A 22,695-nucleotide genomic window follows, 5' to 3' on the forward strand; every position below is an offset into this window, starting at 1 on the left:
TTAATGCCAGTTCATCTCAAATACACATTTTTTTACGAAACTGACTATGAAACAGCAAATTAGCGAGACTTAGATAAGCAAACTGATTCGAACAACATGTATACATTTGGTATCTATGTCTTGATTTTAACTGCAATATTTGTTGCTTTAGAGCATAGTAAATTTATATAAATGAATCGTATACTCAAGTGAAATCGACTTTTTGTTTACGATGACAATAAAGAATAAGGAGCACGTCATGAGTTTAGTTGTACCTGCTGAAAAAACAGATGCCGTACAAGCCGAAACCGACCGAGTCGAACGCATTCTGGTTGTCGATGATGATGTGCGTCTACGCACCCTCTTACAACGCTTCCTAGAAGATAAAGGTTTTGTGGTCAAAACCGCACATGATGCGACTCAGATGGATCGTCTGTTGCAGCGGGAACTCTTTTCCCTGATTGTGCTCGACTTTATGTTACCTGTTGAAGATGGCTTGAGTATTTGTCGCCGTCTGCGCCAATCTAGCATCGATACCCCAATCATTATGCTGACCGCTCGTGGTAGTGATTCAGACCGTATTGCTGGACTTGAAGCCGGTGCAGATGACTATTTACCAAAACCATTCAACCCGAATGAGCTTTTGGCACGTATTCGTGCCGTATTACGTCGTCAAGTGCGTGAAGTTCCGGGCGCACCAAGCCAACAAATGGAAGTGGTGTCTTTTGGTCCGTGGTCACTCGACCTGTCTACTCGTACATTAACCCGTGAAGGTCAAGTCGTCACATTAACAACGGGTGAATTTGCCGTACTTAAAGCATTAGTTCAACATCCTCGTGAACCACTGACACGCGACAAGTTAATGAATCTTGCTCGTGGTCGTGAATGGGGTGCTATGGAGCGTTCAATTGACGTTCAGGTTTCTCGCCTGCGTCGTTTGGTTGAAGAAAACCCAGCACGTGCACGCTATATCCAAACCGTTTGGGGCGTGGGTTATGTCTTTGTTCCAGATGGTGCTGAATAATCCAAATAAATAGTAATAAAAAATTCCGCCGTTCATTAGGCGGAGTCTTTTCATTGAACATTAAATTTATCCAATAACCTGCGGTTCGCCTTACTTTTGTTTCGGCAAAAGTAAGCAAAACCATTGTCATACGCAAAACTCGTCTCATTTCTGCTTCATATCAGAATCATCGCAGAAACATAATCTATTCCATGCTTCCTGCCTCGAACAGTTGCGTATGACCTGAACGCGTATCCAACAGGGTTAATTGATCTCACACTCTAAAATTTACTCTAGGGATATAGCGTGAAACTCGAACCCATCGACCCACAGGAATTTACCGACTACGTTACCTACTCCGAAAAAAAACGGACACCTTGGGAACGCTTCCTCGATAAAATCAAACCCCGCTCTGCAGCCATGCGGACCACCGTATTGGTCTTATTTGTGGTGTTTTTTAGCCTGTTTATGTCCTTATGGTTCTTTTGGCGCACACTCTATTTACCCGAAATTCAACAACATGCTCGTTACCTCGCGGTCGAGCTTGAAATCATTAACAATCCTGATTTACGGATTTTTCATAACAATGCCGAAGTGGATGTCGACGACTGGATGCGCAACCGTGTCGGGATCGAATATGTGACCGATCCGAAAGAATTCCCCAATGTCAAAGACAAAGTCATTGCAGAGTTCTTTACCAATCAAATTGAAAAGAAACTGGCCAAAGAAATGCGCATTGATAATGCGACCGTGTATTTCCAATTTAAACCTGACCCACGCATCTGGATTCAAACTCCAGAAATGAATGGCAACTGGGTTCGCGAGCCTTTAAAAACCTATGCCAACTATAGCGCAGAGCTGATTTTAGGCTGGTTATTGGGTATTCCGCTGATTGCTGGCATCATTATCTTAACCTTGGTTCGTCAGCTCAACCGTCCACTAAAACGTTTACAAGATGCGGCAAACAACTATAGTAAACACGGCACTGCACCTTATTTAGAAACCAACCATGGGCCACAAGAAATCCGTGAAGTAAACCAAGCCTTTAACCACATGGTCTACACGCTGGAACAAACTGAACGTGATCGCCGCATCATGTTGGCCGGTATTTCCCACGATTTGCGTACTCCGCTGACCCGTATTCGACTCAGCGCAGAAATGATGCCTGATGATGACTTCCTAAAAGAAGGTCTGATTTACGATGTTGAAGATATGGATGCAATTCTGAATCAGTTCATTTCGTATATGCGAGATGGCTCTGATGAGGTTCCGCAAGATACTGATTTAAATGCGCTATTGCAGGAATTAGTGATTCAATTTAAACCTTTAGATATTCGCTTTGAACCTCAAGACTTACCGATTATTCAAGCACGTAGCCTGTCCTTAAAACGATTAATAGGGAACTTAATCAATAACTCAAAACGCTATGGTGCCGAGCCGATTGAACTGTCTACCGAATATGAAGGTGACCATATTCAAATTCGCGTTGCCGATAATGGCGAAGGGATTCCTGAAGACCAAATTGAAGACCTGATGCAACCTTTTGTACGTGGTAATGATGCACGTACCATTCAAGGCAGTGGACTCGGTTTAGCCATTGTAAAACGTATTGTGGATATTCACGAAGGTCAACTTTCAATTCACAATCGAGCAGAAGGTGGACTCGAAGCGATCATTTCTTTACCACTGCAAAAACTCGAAAATGATGAAATATTAAACAACAGCCCATTGGAAAAAATTAAGCAAAGTTTAACTGAACGCTTTTAACAAGCGTTCAAAAAAGCAACGAACAGTTTTGTTTAAGCTTTAACCATTGATATTTTTAACTTTATTATTCAGTAGTTTAAAAAACATAATAAAATCTTATACCCACATTTTTTCAAAAAATTAGACCTTAGCCTAACAGGTATGCAAAATGGCTTTTTTGATCGGTACAATCCGTATCAGTTTTGAGAATTTCACGAGAGTATATGATGTCTTTAGATCGCATCCGTTTAGCTGCCCTTCACGACAAAGTTATCAGCGCAGAAAAAGCTGCTGAATTCATTCAGGATGGTATGACGGTAGGTATGAGTGGTTTCACACGCGCAGGTGAAGCGAAAGCTGTACCTTTAGCGTTGGTTCAACAGGCTCATGCTAATCCTCTTAAAATTACCCTAATTACTGGCGCGAGCTTGGGTAACGATTTGGACAAAAAATTGACTGAAGCAGGTGTTCTTGCTCGTCGTTTACCGTTCCAAGTAGACAATACATTACGTAAAGCCATCAACAAAGGCGAAGTGATGTTCATCGATCAGCATTTGTCTGAAACAGTTGAACAAATGCGTAACCTTCAGCTTAAAAAGCCTGATGTGGCAATTATTGAAGCTGTTGCGATCACTGAAGATGGTGGCATCATCCCTACAACTTCTGTAGGTAACTCTGCAAGCTTCGCAATTTTTGCTGAAAAAGTGATTGTTGAAATCAACACCAACTTAAGCCCAGCATTCGAAGGCTTACACGATATTTATATCCCAACGTATCGTCCAACACGTCAAGCGATTCCATTGACTCAAGTTGACGAACGTATTGGTACACATGCAATCAACATCGATCCTTCAAAAATCGTAGGTATCGTATTTAACAACGAATTGCATGACTCTCCATCTACAGTGACTGCACCTGATGATGAAACTCAAGGTATTGCAAACCACCTGATCGCTTTCTTTGAAAAAGAAGTAGAAGAAGGTCGTTTACCGAAAAACCTTGGTCCATTACAAGCAGGTATCGGTTCAATTGCAAACGCAGTATTGACTGGTCTTAAAGATTCAAACTTTGAAGACTTGATCATGTACTCTGAAGTACTTCAAGACTGTACATTTGAATTGATCGACGCAGGCAAAATGAAATTTGCTTCAGGTTCTTCTATTACGCTTTCTGCTAAATATGGCGAAAAAGTATTTAATAACCTTGAACAATACAAAGACAAACTTGTATTACGTCCACAAGAAATTTCGAACCATCCAGAACTTGTACGTCGTTTAGGTATCATCGGTATCAACACTGCGCTTGAGTTTGATATCTACGGTAACGTGAACTCAACTCACGTTTGCGGTACAAAAATGATGAACGGTATCGGTGGTTCAGGTGACTTCGCACGTAATGCACACTTGGCGATCTTCGTGACTAAATCAATTGCAAAAGGCGGCGACATTTCTTCTGTTGTTCCATTTGCTTCTCACATTGACCATGCTGAACACGACGTTGACATCTTAGTTACTGAACAAGGTCTTGCTGACTTACGTGGTCTTGCTCCACGTGAACGTGCTCGTGCAGTAATCGACAACTGTGCTCACCCTATGTACCGTGATGCGCTAAATGATTACTTCGACCGTGCATGTGCGAAAGGTGGTCAAACACCTCACCTTCTACGTGAAGCATTGTCTTGGCACATCAACTTCGAAGAGAACGGCCACATGTTAGCTGCTCAACCAGAAGTTAAAACTGCTTAATTGACAGTGAAATAAGAAAACGCTCTTCGGAGCGTTTTTTTTATGGCTTTTATTTTTCAATATGACTTATCAAGTCTGCAAAACTCGACTAATCTAAATTGGTCAAAATACATGCTAAAACAAAAATTATGTTTATTATCCGCCCCTATCTCGAATCTGATTTAGATGATGTAATTGCACTTTGGGAACTGTGTGATCTGACCCGTCCATGGAATAACCCTGAAATTGATATTTTTCGAAAACTAGCGCAACGTGATCAATTATTTTTATTGGCTATCAAAGATGATCAATTGATCGCAACTGTCATGGGGGGCTATGATGGACATCGAGGCTGGGTCAATTATCTTGCTGTACATCCACATTTTCAGCGTAATGGCGTTGCCACCGCCCTCATTCAACAATTAGAAAAACGCTTAATTGCTTTAGGTTGCCCAAAACTTCAATTACTGATTCGCCAAGACAACATTGACGTACAAAATTTTTATGAACAATTGGGCTATGAAGAGGTTGAGGTAATTTGTTTGGGTAAACGTTTAATCACGGATTAATAGTCCGACAAATCTTCGGTCAATCCTTGAAGCAACATAAAAAAAATTCGACATTGCACCATCGAAACAAAAATGGATTGCATTGCTTGGCTTTAAATTTTAGGATTTGCCCCCATCATTTTCCCAGAACATAGAAAAGAGATTTCCCATGCGTGTAGATATCTGGTCAGACGTGGTTTGCCCATTTTGTTATATTGCGAAAAAACGCCTTGAAGCTGCTGCTGAAGAATCGGGTGTAGAGCTTGAAGTGTTTTGGCATAGCTATCAACTTGATGCAGATGCGCCCGCTCGCCTAGAAATTTCTAATACTGAACGTCTAGCTCAAAAATATGGCCGCAGTATTGAAGAAGTAGAGGAAATGCAGCGCAATATTGCCGAAATGGCAAAAGCTGAAGGTATTGAATTTAACTGGCAAAAAGCCAATTCAGGCAATACTTTCAACGCGCACCGCTTGATTCATCTTGCACAAAGCAAAGGTCTCGGCAGTGAAGCCAAAGAAGCTTTCTTCTATAGCTATATGACGCAAGGCTTGGCCATTGGTGAACGTGAAACCTTAGAAGACGTTGCATCTCGTATTGGTCTAAACCCTGTTGAAGTCGATGATTTATTAGACTCAGATGAATTTGCCGATTTCGTCAAATACGATGAAGAAGTAGCACGCGATCAACTTAAAGTTACGGGTGTACCGTTCTTTGTATTTGAGCAACGCATTGCTTTAGCAGGCGCTCAACCGAAAGATGTATTTAAAAAAGTGATGGACAAAGCTGCGGAACTTCCTGAGCTTGCTCCTACACCTGTGTGTAATGATGAAAGCTGTGAAACGCCTGAAAAATAATTCAGCGTGTTCAAACAAAAATCCCCGAACTTCGGGGATTTTTTTTGATCAGTTTTTAACATCAATAAAATTAAAACTTATTCAACCAAGAAGCTGATTTTTAAGTTCACTCGATATTCCGCAATTTTATTGTCTTTCACCACGACTTTCTGTTCATTAATCCATGCACCCTGAACGTTTTTCACGGTTTCAGTGACTTTATTAATTCCCGTTTGAATTGCATCTTCAAAACTTTTTGTGCTACTTGCATTTACTTCAACGACTTTAGCAACAGACATTGTATTTATCCTCATTGTTATGATTTTGAAACTCATCATATGATTAAGTCACTTATTTTGGTTATTTTTTAAACATCAAAACAGCAAAATATTACATGTCTTACACAGAAGTGAGTTCCACTTCGAGGGATTACAAACTGACCATCATTTATTACATGCTTTCTGTTTAAGCCAAGGCCACTACCGATTAGGCTAAAAGTTTCATTCTTCAAACGATCATGCTCGGGAGTAATGTCATGACTATTGAATCTCAAGCAACTTCTGCTGAAACCGAACTATCTACCAATATAACCCCTCAAACAACCACCAACGAGTCGCAAACAGGGAAGAATAGCTTTCTCTCACGTTTTTCTCCGACCGTCAAAGGTGCTGCGATCGGCGCTGTTGCAGGCAGTATTTTGCCTGTTTTTGGTACGATTAGTGGTGCCATTATTGGTGGTATCGCAGGCAAAGTCTATGAAAAGAAATGTGCCAAACATTCATAGATTTTTCATCTATATCTGAGTGATACGCCGCTGTCACTCAGCCACTAAAAACTCTAGAGTAATAACTCTAATAGACTGTTTTATATAATTATTAAATCCTACCATTTATCTTGTGTTGCCGAATCGATCATTTTTAATTGATTATTTTTTGATATTATTTTCACATAAATTCAAGTGATTAATTTTCTCCCTGACTCAATTTTTGAGTTACTAATGATTGATAGGAATACACAAATGAACGCAATCAAATATGCTATGGCTGTTGCTGTGATGGCGCTTTCTGCAACTGTTTCTGCACAAATCGTTTACGTACCAGATTTTCCAGTAAAAAAAGCTGAAACTGCCAATGCAGAGAGCCAAGCTCCAGCTGCTGATACAACTGAAGTTATAACAAACACAGAAAAAAAAGCTTAATTTTTAGCTGATTTTTCCATAAAAAAACCGATGGCTCCCACCATCGGTTTTTTATTTTATGTGCCTTTACTTTGGGCTTTATTCTTTACTTAACATTAAAAATGAACATCTAAAAGCGCTCGATCGCTGATGATGACTTCAAAAAAATTGATCAAACCATACCGCTATATCTTTTGCAAAACCTATCTTTAAGCTAATGATTTGGTATTATTTTTAAACAAAATGCGCATTAATTGTCATATTTAACGCTTAATTTGTAGAAGCTGACATTTATTTCCATGTTTTTTTTAATGAAATCTCTATAATCAAATGAACTAATCGACTTCTTTATTTTTAAATTTACATTGTCCTATGCAAGAACTTCAGGCACTGATACAAGGAAAAATTTCACCGCAGGTCATCGATATTGAACGCCTGATTGAATTGGCCAATACATATCGAAACCCGAATTCGGCTGAATATAAATTAGTAGAACTTGCAACCAATATTGTATTGGCTAAATATTTAGAAAAAGCACAAAAAGTCCTTTAGGAAGTGGACAAATGAATTTACAAGAGAAAGTACAATTAATAAAAGAAATCCATGTACTGACCCATCAACTTGAACACCGTGCTTTGAGTTTTTATGAAACTGCGCTTTCTAAACGTCGGATTCATGAAATTTTTGCCTTATGCGATGAACCGATTTTTCAAAAGCAAATATTAAGTTATCGTGCATTAACTAAGCCACAAATGGCTGCAACTGAATTTTCCAAACAAACGCCATATTCATTGTTATTTCGTGGCTATTTTAACCATGATACTGCACTTGAAAATGCTTTATATCAATATCCAGAGATGGGTTGGGCCTTGCTGCATGACCATGAATTAGGTTGGCAAGTGTGGATGATTCCAGCCAAACAGCGCACGGCTTTACTCAGTGAATGGGGCAATTTTAGCGAATGCTATGATTGGTTAATTGAACAACAACAGCTATATAAATGTTTAATCAGTGATACCGATCTACGTCTACATGCCTTACGCCTGAAGGATGAAACCATCACAGCGCCAAGCTGTGTTGCAGCAAGTGTGGACGACCTACTGCCAATTGAAGCGATAAATAAAGACGGATCTGTCGATCTAGATCATTGCGATAAGCAAATCAATGAAGCGGATACGTTGCTTGATAACTCAAATACAAATAAACCAGAGCTTTCTGCACCTGATATCGTTCCTCTTGTTCTAATTGAGCAGCCAACACATGCCCCATCGGAGGAAAATCTCAACTCGACAATGGCAGGCGTTGAACTTCCTGAACAGGTTCCAATCGCTCAATATACCGCTCGCGTTCAAACGCTGCAAAACATCGATGCGCAATTGGCCTTGTATGAATTGCAGTTTATAGATCAGCCTGAACTCACAACGCAACTTGATGTTCTATTGCATACGACAGATGGTACAGATTGGAAAAACCAGCCACTGTATTTAGCAGAGCAAATCAATACCGAGGGTCGCTTCATCAAGTATCTCTTGTTGTTTGGTGCTCAAACGCAAATGGAAGCCATTCGACTCTCTCAACTGTTTTGCCAACAACATCAACATGAACTTGCCGCGATTAAAGTCATGACATGGGACAATCTAGAGCAACTCTGTGCTGCACCTGATCAGCTCTATCAACAGTCTCAGCAGGCTGAAATAATTTGGTCGCAAAACGACTATTATCCATTTATCCCGGCACAGTTAATTCATACGCAAAAATTCATTCATTTTGATGAACCTGAACCGACGCTACATACCCCGCTGTTATTATTACAAGAACGTCAAAAAATACGTTTAATCCACGGTCAAAAACGCATGGCACTCTTGCGTACCGAACAAGCCCTTCCCTATTTGATCCTCCATCGACAGCAAGGTTTAAATTGGCAAAGCATCCAAAATGTGATCCAACAATTGCCTCACCCCATTGATGTGATTTCGCTTTATCAAGCACTTAAGCAAATGACCGAAGATTAATTGCATTTATTTTGTAGTTTGGCTTGCATTTATCCGATAAAAATAACAAAACTACAGATGCAGGATACTCAGATGATAATTAAATAGAGCCAAAACATATGCATAAAAAACAACAGTACTTTATTCGGACTTTGCTTTTTTCCGCATCAATGAGCTTGATGCATCAAGTTGCTTGGGCCAATGAAACTGATGCTGTCGTCAATGAAACTGAGGGTGAACATTCGCAGGATGTGCCTGCAACCGAGCAAAGTTCACCGTATATCATGCCAAAAACCTATGATTTTTTAGATCAAATTCCACGTTGGATTGATGCAACACCGACCTTCTTACCTGAACAATCAGATCACCCCATTGTTCCGACAACAGAACAAACGGAAAATAATAGCTGGACCGATCGACAACAGAAGAAAGTCCGAAATTGGGCAGATCGAACGGCCGTTCGCATGGATAATTGGTTTGGGCAAAGTGAGCCTGATAAACCAGCCAATGCTACCCTTAGGGTGATTTTAGACAACAGTTGGAATAAGCACGATGAATACGAAATTAAGCCACGTATTCGCGGTAAAATTAAGCTTCCCACTTTAGAAAAAAAATTGAGTGTGGTCTTTGGTGATGACTCACTTGATAATGAATTAGAAAATAATGCTGCAATTACCAATGAAAACCCTGCGGGGCGTAGTGATAAAAATTATGACAATAAGCAAACCCGTGAAGATAACAGTTCGCTCGCGTTACGTTGGTCAGAAATTTCAGATCGACTGCCCTTCGAAACTGACGTTGATCTAGGTTTACGTTCTGGTGATGACCTATATGTCCGCTTAAAAGCAGCTAAAAAATGGCAACTCGACAATGATTACAGTTTTTTAGCCGAACAAATTTATCGTTATGGTATCGATAGTGAAAATTATCTAAGAACCAATTTAGAATTAACCCATGCTCGTCCAGGCCAACCCTTTATCTCAAACCAATTCAACCTGACCTATGCAGATGCACAGGATGATGATCTGAAATGGGATAACTTCAGTTACCGCCAACACCAATTTTTTAAAGGTAACCGATTCAACTACGGCCTATATACAGGTGGTTTTTACAATAACGATCAACTGCGTTTAAACAGTTGGGGACCCTATGTATCATGGCGACAGCCCTTTCTGCGCGAATGGTTTTATATCCAAGGTGATCTCAACTACCTCAACAACCATCGTGACGATAAAAGCCACTTTGTGGGCGCTTTAGTGCGCCTTGAAGCCTTGTTCTAGAACCCGCTATTTCACAGCGAATAAAAAGCCCATTTCAACAGGATGGGCTTTTTTTAAATAACTCAGCTTCAATTTTTCTTAATCACACGTACACGATCATTACGTACAATACTCGGCTGTTTTTCAGCGACTTTTTTCACTTTAGGAAAACTATACTGAACACGATCATTTCGCATCACACGGCGACTATCTACAAAAGGATTGATATCATATGGTGCGATCTGTTTTGAAACCTGCACAGGGGCATTACGCACCATTTTTTGCTTAGCGCTGTCTGCCTGAGCAGATTGCATGAGGCCCATAGACAGCAGCGAGCCCATTACAGCGATCACTAAAATTTTCATCTTAAGATTCCCAATACTTAACGATCGCTATTATAGATTAATTATTTATTTTTAATTTATTTTAAAGATTAAAAAATGGACGTTTTTATTCATGTGCTCTATCCAAAAACCAAATAAAAAAACCTCCCGAAGGAGGTTCATTTCATATCTACCGTTACTTCAGCAATAAGCTGTTAATCCGTTTAATGTATTGGGCAGGATCTTCGGGTAAACCGCCTTCAGCAATCAACGCTTGATCGAAGATCACATTCGCCAAATCATCAAATTGCGCTGAACCTTCTAATTTTTGTACCAACGGATGGGATGGATTGATTTCCAAGACTGGTTTTGACTCGGGAACCGCTTGTCCTGCTTGTTTTAGCATACGGACCAGTTGCGGTGATAACTCACCCTCAGCCACCACCAAACACGCAGGAGAGTCCACTAAACGTGTTGTTACACGCACTTCAGAGGTCTTATCTTTTAACGCATCCGACAGTTTTTCAACAACAGGTTTAAACTGCTCAGCAGCTTCCTCAAGTGCTTTCTTCTCTTCAGCATCTTGTAGATCACCCAAATCAACTGCACCTTTTGATACATTCTGTAATGGTGTTCCATCAAACTCAAAAACAAATTCCATCGCCCACTCATCCACTCGTTCAGTCATGAGCAGCACTTCGATACCTTTTTTCTTGAACAATTCAAGTTGTGGTGAGTTTTTCGCAGCATTTAAACTATCAGCAGTCACATAGTAAATTGCCTTTTGGCCTTCTTTCATATTGGCTTTATAGTCTGCAAATGATGTTTTCACTTCATCATTATTTGACGAAGCAAAGCGTAATAATTTTAGAATACGCTCACGATTCGCCATGTCTTCGCCTAAGCCTTCTTTTAAGACTGAACCAAACTCAGCGTAGAATTTTGCAAACTTCTCTTGATCAGCAACATCTTCAGATTTCGCCAAACCATCTAGCACTGTTAAAATACGGCGGGCGTTACCTTCACGAATCGTTTTAACGTCGCGACTTTCTTGTAATAATTCACGGCTTACATTAAGTGGTAAGTCTGCGCTATCCACCACACCTTGAACAAAACGTAAATAATTTGGAATCAAATTATCCGCATCATCCATGATAAATACACGTTTCACATACAGCTTAATTCCTGCTTTAGCTTCACGTGTGAAAATATTGCTTGGTGCGCGAGATGGAATATAAAGTAACTGTGTATATTCCGTACTTCCCTCTACACGGTTGTGTGTCCATGCAAGCGGGGCTTCAAAATCATGGCTCAGGTTTTTATAAAACTCAGTATATTGTTCTTCACTGATCTCATTTTTATTACGCGTCCATAATGCACTTGCTGAGTTAATCGCTTCCCACTCATCCGTCAGTACATATTGACCAGGTTTTGCTTCTTCGCCTTCGGCAGCTTCCTCTTGTTGCCAAACTTCTTTCTGCATCTCAATTGGCAAACTAATATGATCAGAGTATTTATTAATAATCTGCTTAACTTTGTAACGATCTAAATAATCTAAAGCATCCTCGCGTAAATGCAAAATGATGTCGGTTCCACGTGAAGCCTTATCAATTGGCTCTACATCAAACTCACCTGTACCATTACTAACCCAACGTACCCCTTCAGCGGCATTTACCCCAGCACGACGTGATTCCACTGTAATTTTTTCAGCAACAATAAAACCTGAATAGAAGCCCACACCAAATTGACCAATCAATTGTGCATCTGACTTTTGATCACCCGTAAGCTTCGACATAAAATCTTTAGTGCCAGACTTAGCAATCGTACCCAAATGATCAATCGCTTCTTGTTCTGTCATACCAATACCATTATCCGAAATGGTAATTGTCTTCTGCTCTTTATTTAAATGAATACGCACATGTAAATCTGGATCATTTTCATAATATTCAGGATGGTTAATGCCTTCAAAACGTAATTTATCGCAGGCATCAGATGCGTTTGATACCAACTCACGAAGGAAAATTTCAGGATTTGAATATAAAGAATGTGTTACTAAATGCAGTAACTGAGCCACTTCCGCTTGGAAGCTGTGTTTTTGAGATTGTTGTTCGCTCATCAGTCTCTCCGTTCATACTGAGTAAAATTATCAATTGCCTATATGAATGGAGGGACTTCACTATTTTTCAATAGTATGAATGGAAAATTTTTATTCTGTCGCACTAAATTTTAAGGTTTAAAAAGGTCCTTGTTTATAAACACGGTCCATGTAGAGATCCAGTTTTTGCTGCCGCATTTTATATACATCACTTAAACAACTGACATTGTCACGGCACTGATCGCGTAGTTGTAGCCATTTTATTTGTTGATCTTGAATTGCACCACGTGTCCCCATGGGAACCAAATGACGAATAATCGTATAGGTTGTTGCCATTTTGACATCGGCATCATTAATACTACGGTTATCACAAACCGCATGTTCGGTAATGGTTTTCGCCTTTTTACAATCAAAACTTGCGGCATAACTTGTCGAAATAAAATAAGCACTGCCCAAGACCAGCATACCCTGAATAATTTTTTTCATCGTCTTTTCTCTTCATCCAACTTGCTGATTTATCTCGACTCTAACACTTCTACCTAAATTTTCTATTGCCTATTTGTTCAATTCGATCAACTGATGGATGGAATATACTGCATAAAAAAACCCTGCCATTCGACAGGGTTTTAAAATTAGCTACAGCTTAGAATTTGTAGCTATAACCAATTGTATACACCATTGGATCGATATCTAAATCAAAAGTTTCGACAACTGTTTGAACTTCAGGCTGGATTTGAGCATAACGTGCATCAAAGAATACGCCCCAGTTTTTAGCATCAGCTGGTTGGTAGTTAAAACCAACTTGGCCAGCAAAACCATAAGACTCTTTCACTTTAACCTTTGTGCCTTCTAGCACACCTGAACCATCTTCATCCCAAGCAACAAATGCTGTACCACCCACACCAATGTAAGGTGTAAAGCCAGTTGAATTTTTAAAGTTATATTTCGCAGTAATTGTTGGTGGAAGATGTTTCAATTTAACACCAGCAACTTTTGAACCCGCAGCTGTTACATCCACATCATGACTAATTGGTGTAGCTAATAGTAATTCAGCTGAAATGTTGTCATTAAAGAAATATTCTACAGACGGTGTAAATGCAAACTCATGATCTGCTTTTACATTTAAAGCACCATTAGCAATATCAGTATCTGCAGTTGGAGCAATTACAGAAGCACCAACTTTAACCTGCCATTGACCAGCCATCGCTGAAGCAGACATACCCAATAATGCAATAAGAGCAGCTTGTTTTAACATTTTAAAGCAACCTTCTAGAATGAATAATTAATATTAAACATTAGTATTAAAATTATGCAACATTATTATTTTATAAATTTTTACATTATTATATAAGTCATTATTAATTATATATATTTATTTTAATCATAGTACAATGCTTGGTTTTATATTTTCACCGTTATAATTAATTTATTATTCATAATATACCAACCTTTTTAATCAGAATTAATAAAATGAATTATTTTAATCCAACCAAAATCCTCAGGATTAAATAACAAAAAAGGCGATTATATAATCGCCTTTTTTATTTATCTTTGAAAATTTTTTAGAGTACCATTGCGGCAATCCAACCAAAGATCATTAATGGAATATTGTAGTGAATGAAGGTCGGGACCACACTGTCTTTCATGTGGTCATGCTGACCATCCATATTAAGGCCTGATGTTGGGCCTAAAGTTGAGTCTGATGCCGGAGAACCTGCATCTCCTAAAGCTGCTGCTGTACCAATAATGGCAATCGTTGCCGCTGGGCTAAAACCAAATTGAATACAAAGTGGTACATAAATAATGGCCAAAATTGGGATTGTTGAGAATGAAGAACCAATACCTAAGGTAATTAATAGCCCTATCAATAGCATCCAAAATGCAGCTAAACCTCGGCTGTTTCCAATCCATTCAACCGAAGCTTGTACCAGTATTGGTACTTGATTCGTAGCCTCAATCACAGATGCAAAGCCCTGCGCAGAAATCATAATGAAACCAACCAGTGCCATCATGCGCATACCACTGATAATGACATCATCGGCTTCTTTCCACTTAAAAATACCTGCACAGCTTAAGATCGCAACACCAACCAGACCCGCCAAAATCATCGACTCAGATATGACTTGAACAGAAAGCGTAGCAACCACTGCAACCGCAGCCATAATCAAAGTAAATTTAGCGACTTGTGGTTTACCATTTTCATCTGCTTTTACATCAGATGAGATGGTGTGCTGTGATTCCTTAACCTGAACGTCAGCATACTCTCGTGGTTTACGGTAGCTATAAAAAACAGCAATTAATAAGCCAACAAACATCCCAAATACTGGAATTGCCATAGCAGTTGGAATTTGATCATAGCTGATGTTGAAACCGTATGGCTTGCCAAAGGTATTGATGTTTTGACCTAAAATATCATTAAGGAAAATAGCACCAAAACCAAAAGGTACCAGCATATAAGTCGCCACAAGACCAAAAGTCAGAACACAAGCAATCAAACGACGGTCAAGTTTTAAATGATTAAATACGCTGAGTAATGGTGGAATTAATACTGGAATAAACGCTATGTGCACTGGAATCACGTTTTGTGAACATACGGCGGCTAAAGCGATAGTAGCGAAAATTACGTATTTCACGCGATTCTGGGCTTTCACATTACTGTTACCTTTGAGTTTAGTAATGAGTTGATAAGCCAGTAAATCGGGCAAACCTGAACGCGCAAGTGCCAAAGCAAATGCCCCCAACACGCCATAAGCAAGTGCGATTTGAGCACCGTTGCCTAAGCCACTATTAAACGCTTCGATGGTGCCATGAATACCAAGGCCAGCTAACAAGCCACCTGTTACTGCACCAATGATCAGTGCAAATACAACAGGCACGCGTGCCAGCGACAGTCCAAACATGACTGTAATTGCGGCAAGAATAGCAAACATAAGAAAAAAGGGAGTCTGACAAAAAACCGTATTTTATCAGAATTTGCTCGCTATTTAGCCCCCTATCGATGAAGTGACACTGTTGAACGATTTACTTAAAGCTGCTGTGATTGCGCAAATTGAGCGATGTAACCTGCAATTTTTTCGGGTTGGCTTAGCACAGCCCAATGATTGGCATTGACTTCAACCACCGATAAATCTTCAACCCAATTAGGTAATTCTTTAATGTAATTTGGACTGACAAAATTATCATGTTTCAACACAATCGCTTGTACAGGACAGACCGCATGACGTTGTCTAGGCTGAGTTAAGCGGGGAATAAAATTAGCACGGTAAAGCGCAATACCGTGTTTACCATCATGCTGAATATTATGATTCAAAGGCAATTCTTGAGTACGTTCTAAATCATTCACAATTTTTCCCCAACGTTCAGCATTCAAAAAATGCCACGCGGTCGGTGCCAAAAATGGTAATTGGAATACCCCGATGTACCATGACTTACTTAATAATTTGAGTAATTTTTTCTGCTGATGCTTAAAGCTATTTCTGAGCAAAAATGCCGCATGATCCAAACATGGCCCAGAAATAGTTGAATAAGACAAAATACGTGAGCGAAATTTTGGCTCAGTCACCGATTCCCAAGATTGGATAGAGCCCCAATCATGCGCGGCCAAATGAAAACTACGCTCGCCTAATACCGCTTGCGTCACACTATCTAAATCAAGTGAAAGTTGTTCTAAACGGTAATCTCGTACTTTACGGGGCACAGATGACTGCCCTGCACCTCGCACGTCATAGCTCACAATATAAAATTCAGAACCAAGATGTTCAATAACCGGTTCCCATACTTCCTGATTATCAGGATAACCATGAACCAAAACCAAAGCGGGCTTGGTTTCATCACCCCATGTCTTTACATAGAGCCGTTGTTGATCTGTGGTATTCACCCATTGCGTATTTAGTGGTTGCATTCCTCTAGTCCTTTTATCGATTCCATCGAATTGACGTTTTATTTGTGAACATGGGCAATGTGATCAATGCCACAGTTTTGAAACTCATTTAGTATGCAAAGTTCAGCATAAAAAAAAATTGACCCAGTATGAGCATAATCCAGAAAATAATGACAATGCCTATTGTCTCTAAATTCTTACTCAATCATTATGCCCCTTATAAAGGTGCTGGCATTTCGATTGATAAAATTGATCTCGCCAATTATCACATTTGCGTCAAAATGCCATTAACTCGTAAAAATCAAAATATCGTCGGTGTACATTTTGGCGGTAGTCTTTATTCAATGGTTGACCCATTTTATATGTTGATTTTGATGCATCACCTTGGCTCACGTTATATCGTGTGGGATAAAGCCGCAAATATCCAATTTTTATCCCCCGGGCGTGGAACGGTATACGCTGATATCCAGCTCGACCCAAATGAAATCAACCATATTAAAAACTTAGCAGATAACCACGTACCTGTGCTACGGAACTATAGTTTAAATATTTTTGATGAAGCAGGCTTACGTATCGCTGAAGTTCAAAAAACCCTATACATTCGTCGCAAGCAACCCCGTCCCCGCAAATAAAAAAGGCGCTTATCTTTAAGCGCCTTTTCATTCAATTTTATCGGATTGGATTAGCGATTTTGCTCAATTGCAGCACCTGCACCACCACCGATTGCACCACCAATCGCAGCACCGGTGTTACCACCAAAGATACTTTTACCGACTGCAGAACCAATCGCACCACCTACACCACTATATGTGGCATTTCGGTTTGAACCGTTTTGAGTTTTACTACCGACAGCTGCACCAGCACCACCACCAACGGCTGCACCTACACCACCACCGACATTATTACCCACACCACCACCAATGGCACCACCTAAAGCTGCAGCACCAATACGTTGTTCATTTGGCGACATGCTTTCACAACCAGCAAGCATTAGGGTCGACATCATCGCGACTGCGCATACGCTCATTACTTTTTTCATTGTGATGTTCCTTGTCTTCTTCATTACCTATGATTCTAAAACCATTGTATGAAACAATTAAACATAGCTTGTTACGGCTTGGAGCATAAATGCTGCATTTTGTAAAAAACCACGCCTAATCGCTCACGAATCACTCAGGGTTTTCATCCAAAATCATCAAATCTTTTGTGGTTTCACCATTTTCAGTCAGCACAGCATGAGAGAGTTTGGCTTTGCTTTCTGGATCTGTTGCCTGATCTAGTTTTAGCGTGCGTTTAATCGGGTCTTGCCCTTTCTTAAACTCTACACCTTCTGCATCAATATTGGTGTTTTGACGAATAATCTGACCGTCCTGCTTCACCGTCGTCTTGGTTTCAATTTTAGAGGTCGGGACGATGACACCACCACGCTGTAGTACAGGAATCGATAATTTCTTTTCAGAAAAATCACCTTGGTGATCAGAAAGTTCAATTTCACGTGCCACGATATCCTGACCTTTATTGGTCATTTCTAACACTGTTGCAGTCACTTGGCGTACAGGTTCTTGACCTGCAACACGGCGAATCACTTCTGTTTTTAGTACTGGAACTACAGCTTTATCTTCTACCACAATCGAATTGGGCATAGGTGCAGCAATCGCTGTCAATGAGCTGAATAATGCAGAAACTGCGAATAATTGCTGTGCGAATTTCATCAAAAGACCCCGTTATGTTTAAGTTTAAAAATCAAGAGATTTGTTATGTTCTATTTTTACTATAGGAAATAAATCAACATTAGGAAAGCTTTAATTTTCAATTCATCCGCATAAAAAAAGCCACCCAAAGGTGGCTTTTTTGAATGATTTAAGGGCTAATTAAAGACCGTTAAATTCATCGCTAAATGCTTGGCTTAATGCTTGATCTACATCAGAGAAATCATTGTGAAGCTCAAGCTCTGCAGCTTCAGACTCCTGACGACGACGTTCTAAGTGGTAAGCCAAACCTGTACCCGCTGGGATCAGACGACCTACAACTACGTTTTCTTTCAGACCACGTAATTCATCTTCTTTACCTGTTACAGCAGCTTCAGTTAACACACGAGTTGTTTCCTGGAACGATGCAGCAGAAATGAACGAGTCAGTAGAAAGCGACGCTTTGGTAATACCCATCAATTGACGTTCAAACTTCGCTGGAAACTTGTTCTGAGCTGCCACAGCTTGGTTTTCTTGAACAACGCGGATGTATTCCACTTGCTCGCCTTTGATGAAGCTTGTATCACCACCGTCAGTGATTTCAACTTTACGAAGCATTTGACGTACGATCACTTCAATATGCTTGTCGTTGATTTTTACACCTTGCAGACGGTATACGTCCTGAACTTCGTTCACGATGTAGTTTGTCAGTGCAACTTCGCCTTTCAAACGTAAGATGTCGTGTGGGTTTTGCGGACCATCAGAAATGGTTTCACCACGGTTCACATGCTCGCCTTCGAACACGTTAATCGTACGCCATTTCGGAATTAGCTCTTCGTAAATCTCAGAGCCATCATCCGGAGTAATCACAAGACGGTTCTTACCTTTGGTCTCTTTACCGAAGCTTACGATACCTGAAATTTCAGCAAGGATCGCGTGTTCTTTCGGTTTACGTGCTTCGAACAAGTCAGCTACGCGTGGAAGACCACCGGTAATATCACGAGTACGTGAAGATTCTTGTGGTACACGACCAATTACGTCACCGACACCAATTGTTTCGCCATCACGAACAGTCAGAATCGTATTTTGTGGCAAGAAGTAGAACTGTTCGCCACCATCAGTTGTATCCAATACAACCGCTGGACGCATATCTTTACCTGACGCAGGACGTGAAGTCACTGGTAAGATTTCGATTGTAGTCATACCTGTTGCATCATCAGTTTTCGATGTCACAGTTACGCCATCAGCGATTTGGCTGAAACGCACTTTACCTGCAACTTCGGTAACCAATGGATGTGTATGCGGATCCCAAGTCGCTACGATACCGCCAGCTTCCACAGCTTCGCCATCTTTAATGATGATTGAAGCACCGTATGGAATTTTGTAACGTTCGCGTTCACGACCGATGTCATCTGCGATACCGATTTCACCTGAACGTGAAGTTGATACCAAGTGACCTTTAGCGTGTTGTACTGTTTTCACATTGTGGAAACGTACTGTACCTTTGTTACGAACTTGTACGCTGTTAGCAGCAGAAGTTCGGCTCGCAGCACCACCTACGTGGAACGTACGCATTGTTAACTGTGTACCTGGCTCACCAATTGATTGAGCAGCCATTACACCCACAGATTCACCTGGATTCACCAAGTGACCGCGAGCAAGGTCACGACCGTAACATTTCGCACATACACCGAAAGTAGATTCACAGTTTACAACTGAACGTACTTTCACTTCATCGACACCTTGCTCTTCTAAGTAGTTTGCAAGTTTTTCGTCGATTAAAGTATTACGTGGAAGAATGACATCATCCGAACCTGGTTTCTTCGCATCTTCAGCAAGTACACGACCCAATACTCGAGTACCTAAGTTCTCGATGACATCGCCACCTTGAATGAACGGAGTCATTACAAGACCGTCGAAAGTACCACAATCTGGCTCAGTAATTACCAAGTCTTGTGCAACGTCAACCAAACGACGAGTCAAGTAACCTGAGTTCGCAGTTTTCAATGCAGTATCGGCCAAACCTTTACGTGCACCGTGTGTTGAAATGAAGTACTGAAGTACGGTCAAACCTTCACGGAAGTTCGCTTTAATTGGTGTTTCAATGATCGAACCATCTGGTTTCGCCATCAAACCACGCATACCCGCTAACTGACGAATCTGAGCTGCCGAACCACGGGCACCTGAGTCAGACATCATGTAGATCGAGTTGAATGATTTTTGTTTCTCGTCTTCACCCTGTTTGTTTTTAACAGTTGTGAAAGACAAGTTGTCCATCATCGCTTTCGCTACTTGGTCGTTGGTACGTGCCCAAATATCGACAACTTTGTTATAACGTTCGCCGGCAGTTACGAAACCTTGCTCGAATTGTTGTTCAATTTCGCGAACTTCAACTTCAGCTTTTTCGATAATTGCTTGTTTTTGTGGCGGAATCAACATATCTTCCATACCAACAGACACACCTGAGTGAGTCGCTTGACGGAAGCCCAAGTACATCAATTGGTCAGCGAAGATAACAGTATCTTTAAGACCTAATTTACGGTAGCAAGAGTTGATCAATTTAGAGATGTTCTTTTTCGTCATCTCAACGTTGATTTGTTGGAAATCCATACCTTCAGGTACAACTTCCCAAAGTAAACAACGACCTGGAGTTGTGTCTACAACAATGGTTTGTTGTTCACGGTTACCATTTTCGTCAATGACTGTTTGGTGTACACGTGCTTTTACGCGAGCGTGTAAATCAACTTGACCTGTTGCAAGTGCACGGTTTACTTCGTCAGTATCCGCAAACACCATACCTTCACCTTTGGCATTGATCGCATCACGAGTGATGTAGTACAAGCCTAAGACAACGTCCTGAGAAGGTACGATGATTGGCTCACCGTTCGCAGGAGAAAGAATGTTGTTTGTTGACATCATTAACGCACGAGCTTCTAACTGAGCTTCAAGTGTTAATGGTACGTGTACCGCCATTTGGTCACCGTCGAAGTCGGCGTTAAATGCCGCACAAACTAACGGGTGAAGACGGATCGCTTTACCTTCAATCAGGGTTGGTTCAAATGCTTGAAGACCCAAACGGTGAAGGGTAGGCGCACGGTTTAACATCACCGGGTGTTGACGAATTACGTGAGCAAGTACGTCCCAAACTTCTGGAGTTTCACGCTCAACCATTTTCTTCGCAGCTTTAATGGTTGTCGCTTGGCCAGATGCTTGTAGTTTCGCGAAAATGAATGGTTTGAATAATTCAAGCGCCATTTTTTTCGGAAGACCACATTGGTGAAGACGTAAAGTCGGACCTACAGTAATTACCGAACGACCAGAGTAATCGACACGTTTACCCAATAAGTTTTGACGGAAACGACCTTGTTTACCTTTGATCATGTCTGCCAAAGATTTAAGAGGACGTTTGTTCGAACCAGTAATTGCACGACCACGACGACCGTTATCAAGCAATGCATCTACAGACTCTTGTAACATACGTTTTTCGTTACGTACAATAATGTCTGGTGCTGCAAGGTCTAGAAGACGTTTTAAACGGTTGTTACGGTTGATTACACGACGGTAAAGATCGTTCAAGTCAGAAGTCGCAAAACGACCACCTTCTAGAGGGACCAACGGACGAAGATCAGGTGGAAGTACTGGAAGTACATTCATCACCATCCATTCTGGTTTGTTGTTCGACTCTTTGAACGCTTCCATCAATTTCAGACGTTTAGAGGCTTTTTTAAGCTTCGTTTCTGAAGTTGTATTTGGAATTTCTTCACGAAGACGTGAAATTTCAGCTTCAAGATCGATGTCTTTCAACAAATCTTGAACTGCTTCTGCACCCATTTTCGCAGTGAATTCATCACCGTGTTCTTCTAAAGCAGTGAAGTATTCTTCATCGTTTAGAAGTTGGTATTTCTCAAGTGGAGTCATACCTGGGTCAGTTACAACGTATGATTCGAAATACAATACACGTTCGATATCACGTAAAGTCATGTCTAAAAGCAGACCGATACGGCTAGGAAGTGATTTTAAGAACCAAATATGCGCAACTGGAGAAGCAAGGTCAATATGCCCCATACGCTCACGACGTACTTTTGCAGTTGTTACTTCAACGCCACATTTTTCACAAATGACGCCTTTATATTTCATACGCTTGTATTTACCACACAAGCATTCGTAATCTTTTACTGGACCAAAGATTTTGGCACAGAATAAACCATCACGTTCAGGTTTGAACGTACGGTAGTTAATGGTTTCAGGCTTTTTAACTTCACCATGAGACCACGACTTAATCATTTCTGGTGACGCAAGACCAATACGGATGCGATCAAACTCTACAGGAGCATGACCGTCTGAATCCGTCTTTTTGCGCATGATATCGAGCAAGTCTTTCAATTTTTTTCTCCGTGTGTTGTGGAGATTTTCACTTCACAACTGGGTCACAAATATTGTTTTTTAC

General features: G+C 40.6%; 21 protein-coding genes. 11 read left to right on the plus strand and 10 right to left on the minus strand.

Annotated features, from left to right (window positions below; genetic code table 11):
- Nucleotides 1-238 precede the first annotated feature (238 nt).
- From ompR to FTU38_RS02420, 5 genes are all read left to right on the plus strand, one after another.
- Nucleotides 239-1,003: a two-component system response regulator OmpR gene (gene ompR / locus FTU38_RS02400; protein ID WP_078189809.1), complete on the plus strand. Its 765-nt coding sequence runs from the start codon at nt 239-241 to the stop codon at nt 1,001-1,003.
- A 285-nt stretch (nt 1,004-1,288) separates the two neighbouring features.
- Nucleotides 1,289-2,749 (plus strand): ATP-binding protein, encoded by a 1,461-nt coding sequence (locus tag FTU38_RS02405; protein ID WP_111885830.1) that lies wholly within the window; start codon nt 1,289-1,291, stop codon nt 2,747-2,749.
- A gap of 206 nt (nt 2,750-2,955) precedes the next feature.
- Nucleotides 2,956-4,473 (plus strand): acetyl-CoA hydrolase/transferase family protein, encoded by a 1,518-nt coding sequence (locus tag FTU38_RS02410; RefSeq protein WP_180007250.1) that lies wholly within the window; start codon nt 2,956-2,958, stop codon nt 4,471-4,473.
- A gap of 128 nt (nt 4,474-4,601) precedes the next feature.
- Nucleotides 4,602-5,021, plus strand: a complete 420-nt coding sequence (locus FTU38_RS02415; protein ID WP_180007058.1) for a GNAT family acetyltransferase — start codon at nt 4,602-4,604, stop codon at nt 5,019-5,021.
- 148 nt (nt 5,022-5,169) lie between these two features.
- Nucleotides 5,170-5,856 (plus strand): DsbA family protein, encoded by a 687-nt coding sequence (locus tag FTU38_RS02420; protein ID WP_111885832.1) that lies wholly within the window; start codon nt 5,170-5,172, stop codon nt 5,854-5,856.
- Between the two features lie 77 nt (nt 5,857-5,933).
- On the opposite strand, the gene FTU38_RS02425 is transcribed toward FTU38_RS02420, so the two are convergent.
- A complete protein-coding gene (locus tag FTU38_RS02425; RefSeq protein ID WP_067761311.1) occupies nt 5,934-6,134 on the minus strand; it encodes a dodecin family protein in 201 nt (66 codons plus the stop codon).
- 236 nt (nt 6,135-6,370) lie between these two features.
- Between FTU38_RS02425 and FTU38_RS02430 the strand changes: the two genes are divergently transcribed.
- From FTU38_RS02430 to FTU38_RS02450, 5 genes are all read left to right on the plus strand, one after another.
- Nucleotides 6,371-6,619 (plus strand): glycine zipper domain-containing protein, encoded by a 249-nt coding sequence (locus tag FTU38_RS02430; protein ID WP_180110476.1) that lies wholly within the window; start codon nt 6,371-6,373, stop codon nt 6,617-6,619.
- A gap of 234 nt (nt 6,620-6,853) precedes the next feature.
- Nucleotides 6,854-7,033 (plus strand): hypothetical protein, encoded by a 180-nt coding sequence (locus FTU38_RS02435; RefSeq protein ID WP_180110477.1) that lies wholly within the window; start codon nt 6,854-6,856, stop codon nt 7,031-7,033.
- 351 nt (nt 7,034-7,384) lie between these two features.
- Entirely contained in the window at nt 7,385-7,564 is a 180-nt protein-coding gene (locus tag FTU38_RS02440) for a hypothetical protein (protein WP_078189814.1), read from the plus strand.
- Nucleotides 7,565-7,575: 11 nt separating this feature from the next.
- Nucleotides 7,576-9,024 carry a hypothetical protein gene (locus FTU38_RS02445; RefSeq protein ID WP_180110478.1) on the plus strand — a complete coding sequence of 483 codons (1,449 nt, stop codon included), beginning with the start codon at nt 7,576-7,578 and terminating at the stop codon, nt 9,022-9,024.
- Between the two features lie 149 nt (nt 9,025-9,173).
- A complete protein-coding gene (locus FTU38_RS02450; protein WP_373683968.1) occupies nt 9,174-10,283 on the plus strand; it encodes a hypothetical protein in 1,110 nt (369 codons plus the stop codon).
- Nucleotides 10,284-10,351: 68 nt separating this feature from the next.
- Here FTU38_RS02450 and FTU38_RS02455 read toward each other — a convergent pair whose 3' ends face one another.
- The 6 genes from FTU38_RS02455 to FTU38_RS02480 form a co-directional block, all read right to left on the minus strand.
- A complete protein-coding gene (locus FTU38_RS02455; protein WP_180110480.1) occupies nt 10,352-10,627 on the minus strand; it encodes a hypothetical protein in 276 nt (91 codons plus the stop codon).
- 154 nt (nt 10,628-10,781) lie between these two features.
- Nucleotides 10,782-12,701, minus strand: coding sequence for a molecular chaperone HtpG (gene htpG / locus FTU38_RS02460; RefSeq protein WP_180110481.1), 1,920 nt, complete (start codon nt 12,699-12,701; stop codon nt 10,782-10,784).
- Between the two features lie 117 nt (nt 12,702-12,818).
- Nucleotides 12,819-13,166, minus strand: a complete 348-nt coding sequence (locus tag FTU38_RS02465) for a lysozyme inhibitor LprI family protein (protein ID WP_078189819.1) — start codon at nt 13,164-13,166, stop codon at nt 12,819-12,821.
- A 157-nt stretch (nt 13,167-13,323) separates the two neighbouring features.
- Complete coding sequence (locus tag FTU38_RS02470; protein ID WP_111885838.1) at nt 13,324-13,935, minus strand: OmpW family protein; 612 nt, start codon at nt 13,933-13,935, stop codon at nt 13,324-13,326.
- 307 nt (nt 13,936-14,242) lie between these two features.
- Nucleotides 14,243-15,610, minus strand: coding sequence for a Na+/H+ antiporter family protein (locus FTU38_RS02475; RefSeq protein ID WP_180007047.1), 1,368 nt, complete (start codon nt 15,608-15,610; stop codon nt 14,243-14,245).
- Between the two features lie 95 nt (nt 15,611-15,705).
- Nucleotides 15,706-16,581 carry an alpha/beta fold hydrolase gene (locus FTU38_RS02480; protein WP_180110482.1) on the minus strand — a complete coding sequence of 292 codons (876 nt, stop codon included), beginning with the start codon at nt 16,579-16,581 and terminating at the stop codon, nt 15,706-15,708.
- Between the two features lie 128 nt (nt 16,582-16,709).
- On the opposite strand from FTU38_RS02480, the gene FTU38_RS02485 reads away from it, so the two are divergent.
- Nucleotides 16,710-17,192 (plus strand): DUF4442 domain-containing protein, encoded by a 483-nt coding sequence (locus FTU38_RS02485; RefSeq protein WP_180110483.1) that lies wholly within the window; start codon nt 16,710-16,712, stop codon nt 17,190-17,192.
- A gap of 50 nt (nt 17,193-17,242) precedes the next feature.
- Here the strand turns inward: FTU38_RS02485 and FTU38_RS02490 are convergent, their stop codons facing one another.
- From FTU38_RS02490 to rpoC, 3 genes are all read right to left on the minus strand, one after another.
- Nucleotides 17,243-17,599: a DNA transfer protein p32 gene (locus FTU38_RS02490; protein ID WP_078192840.1), complete on the minus strand. Its 357-nt coding sequence runs from the start codon at nt 17,597-17,599 to the stop codon at nt 17,243-17,245.
- A gap of 130 nt (nt 17,600-17,729) precedes the next feature.
- Nucleotides 17,730-18,272, minus strand: coding sequence for a hypothetical protein (locus tag FTU38_RS02495; RefSeq protein ID WP_180007039.1), 543 nt, complete (start codon nt 18,270-18,272; stop codon nt 17,730-17,732).
- A 159-nt stretch (nt 18,273-18,431) separates the two neighbouring features.
- The gene (gene rpoC, locus FTU38_RS02500; RefSeq protein WP_180007037.1) at nt 18,432-22,631 is read right to left on the minus strand and encodes a DNA-directed RNA polymerase subunit beta'; all 4,200 of its coding nucleotides are present in this window, start codon (nt 22,629-22,631) and stop codon (nt 18,432-18,434) included.
- Nucleotides 22,632-22,695 lie beyond the last annotated feature (64 nt).

The sequence above is a fragment of the Acinetobacter sp. YH12098 genome, from assembly GCF_013419235.1.
GTDB classification, from domain to species: Bacteria; Pseudomonadota; Gammaproteobacteria; order Pseudomonadales; family Moraxellaceae; genus Acinetobacter; species Acinetobacter amyesii.